The sequence below is a fragment of the Halorubrum sp. SD612 genome (assembly GCF_002135005.1).
On record NZ_NEWI01000314.1, the window covers coordinates 1 to 1,853 of the forward strand.

The following is a 1,853-nucleotide window of genomic DNA, read 5'->3' on the forward strand; positions in this document are numbered from 1 at the left end:
ACGCCGAACTCGTCGAGTCCGACTGGCGACCCATCGAGCTCCGGACCGGCGTCCACTTCGGCAACGCGATCAACTTCGACGACGGGAGCCAGCGCGAGGTCCCCGTCGAGCGCGGCGAGGACCAGACGGCCGAACTGGTCGGCGACGCCTTGGACACCGAGGAGGACGGCCAGGGGGGCTCCTCGCTCGTCTTCGTCAACTCGCGGCGCAACGCCGAGTCGTCGGCCCGGAAGCTCGGCGAGGTCACCGCCCCCAGACTCACCGGCGAGGAGCGCGACCGCCTCCGCGAGCTGGCCGAGGAGATCCGCGGCGTCTCCGACACCGACACCTCCGAGGACCTCGCGGACGCGGTCGAGCAGGGGTCGGCGTTCCACCACGCCGGCCTCGCGAGCGAGCACCGGAGCCTGATCGAGGACGCGTTCCGCGACCGCCTGATCAAGTGCGTCTCCGCGACGCCGACGCTCGCCGCCGGCGTCAACACCCCCGCGCGCCGAGTGATCGTCCGCGACTGGCGCCGCTACGACGGGGAGTTCGGCGGCATGAAACCGCTCGACGTCCTCGAAGTACACCAGATGTGCGGGCGCGCGGGGCGTCCCGGACTCGACCCGTACGGCGAGGCGGTGCTGCTCGCGAACAGCGCCGACACCCGCGAGGAGCTGTTCGAGCGGTACGTCTGGGCCGACGCCGAGCCGGTCCGCTCGAAGCTGGCGGCCGAGCCCGCCCTCCGGACGCACGTCCTCGCGACGGTCGCGTCCGGCTTCGCCGCCACCCGAGACGGGCTGCTCTCCTTCCTCGATAACACTCTCTACGCGACCCAGACCGACGACGAGGGCCGCCTCGCCGCGGTCACGGACACCGTCCTCGACTACCTCGAAGTCAACGGGTTCGTCGAGCGCGACCGCGACGGCGGGAGCGAGGGACTCGCCGCGACGGGGATCGGCCACACCGTCTCCCGGCTCTACCTCGACCCGATGAGCGCGGCCGAGATACTCGACGGGCTCCGGACCGTGGCAGACGGCGCGGACGACGAGGGCGCCGAGAGCGGCGACTTCGTCCCCGCCGACGGCGCCGCCCCGGACCCCGGCGCCGACGCGGACGACCCCGGCTTCACGACGTACACGCGGGCGGACGACGAGGCGAGCGCCGAGACCGCCGACGCCGCCGAGGCGGCGGACTCGACCGACTCGGACGCCCCCGCGGTCACCCCGCTCGGGCTCTATCACCTCGTCAGCCGGACGCCGGACACCTACGAGCTGTACCTCAAGTCCGGCGACCGCGAGGAGTACACCGAGGTCTGCTACGAGCGCGAGGCGGAGTTCCTCGGCGACGTGCCCTCCGAGTACGAGGACGTGCGCTTCGAGGACTGGCTCGCCGCGCTGAAGACCGGCCGCCTCTTGGAAGACTGGGCGAACGAGGTGGACGAGGACCGGATCGCGGAGCGGTACGGCGTCGGCCCGGGCGACATCCGCGGCAAGGTCGACACCGCCGAGTGGCTCCTCCGGGCGGCGGAGACGCTCGCGCGCGACGTAGAGGGGATCGACGGCGACGTCGTAGTCCAAGTGCGCGAGGCCCGCAAACGGCTGGAGTACGGGGTCCGCGAGGAGCTGCTCGACCTCGCGGGCGTCCGCAACGTCGGCCGCAAGCGCGCCCGCCGCCTCTACGAGGCGGGCGTCGAGAGCCGCGCCGACCTCCGCGAGGCGGACAAGGCGGTCGTGCTGGGCGCGCTCCGCGGCCGCGAGCGCACCGCCGAGCGGGTTCTGGAGAAACGTTCTACGACTCCCATCTGACGCTGCCGACCGAGAGGCTCGCTAAGAACTATGGGGGCGGGCGAACCATAACAGAAAACAACTAGA

The 1,853-nt window shown here is 72.2% G+C and carries 1 pseudogene; it reads left to right on the forward strand.

What is annotated here, in order from left to right:
• Positions 1 to 1,763, forward strand: a pseudogene (locus B9G38_RS16835) (helicase-related protein); the annotation flags it as partial.
• Positions 1,764 to 1,853 lie beyond the last annotated feature (90 nt).